We start from the raw sequence: 1,299 nt of genomic DNA on the forward strand, positions 1-1,299 counted from the left end.
CAGGGCAGACGCATTAAATATTTTATTCGTTAATATCTGTGTTATACTGTTATAACTTATTGAATATTAACATTATATATTTGTATATATGAAATATTTTTTGTACCTTTGTAAAGAAATAAATAACAATTAAAAGGTACAAAATGAGCATTATTAAGTTATCTAAACAAATAGCCGACCCACGAGTTGCGGGTCGAACTGTCCATAAAATGGAATATATCATTTACATTACAATCGCTGCGGTAATTGCAGGAGCTCAATCTTGGAACGAAATTGCAGAGTTTGGAAAAAGTAAGTTAGACTTCTTCAAAAAGCGTTTGCAGGGGTTGGAGACTATTCCAAGCCATGACACCTTCAATCGTTTCTTTTCTATCTTTGATCCAAAAGGATTTGAAGAGATCTTCAGAAACTGGGTTAGAGAAATTGTAGGGGAAGTCAAAGGTGTTGTTGCCATTGATGGCAAACTTATGCGTGGATCAAGCAAGTGTGATGCCAAGCACACTATTGGTCAAGCTGACTTCCGCACATGGATCGTATCTGCTTGGTCAGCAGACAATAGCATATCACTTGGGCAAGAGAAAGTCGGTGAAAAAACAAATGAAATCACGGTCGTTCCCAAGTTGCTTAGTGCTATAGACGTGTCAAATACCATTGTGACAATAGATGCTATGGGATGCCAAACTTCTATAACAGAGAAAATCATAGAAGGCAAGGGTGACTATATTATCGCCTTGAAGGAAAATCAGAAGAAAAGTTACGAATTAGCTAAGGACATGATTTACGAGCATGAGTATAGAGGCAATTGTAATGTAGTGACAAAACATTATTCCTTTAATGAGGGACATGGTCGTCAGGAAGAAAGAACCTGCATTGTTGTAAGCTATGGGGACATAATGCAGGAAATGTTTAAGAACAGGTTTGTTGGGTTAAGGTCTGTTGTCGGGATTACCTCAAGAAGATCTGTTGCAACATCTGGTGAAACATCTGAGGAAACAAGATACTATATAACTTCCTTAAGTAATGAAGACCCCGAAAAGATAGCAAGCGCCATTAGGCAACATTGGTCCATAGAAAACAACTTGCATTGGCAATTGGACATTACTTTCAGAGAAGACGAAAGTAAGAAAGTCAAAAATGCAGCGAGGAACTTCTCTACCATAAGCAAAATGGCCCTCTCCATCTTGAAAAATGACAAGACGACCAAGGGAAGTCTCAACCTGAAAAGATTGAAGGCAGGCTGGGATGAAGAGTACCTGTCAAAACTTTTGGAGGGCAGCGCAATTTAATGCGTCTGCCCTG

The 1,299-nt window shown here is 38.6% G+C and carries 1 protein-coding gene; it reads left to right on the top strand.

The window, feature by feature from the left end:
• The first annotated feature begins 143 nt into the window (after positions 1–143).
• On the top strand, positions 144–1,286 hold the full coding sequence (locus CFT61_RS16295; RefSeq protein WP_089545436.1) for an ISAs1 family transposase: 1,143 nt from the start codon (positions 144–146) through the stop codon (positions 1,284–1,286).
• Positions 1,287–1,299: the final 13 nt, after the last annotated feature.

The sequence above is a fragment of the Segatella copri genome (assembly GCF_002224675.1).
Classification (GTDB): Bacteria; Bacteroidota; Bacteroidia; order Bacteroidales; family Bacteroidaceae; genus Prevotella; species Prevotella copri_U.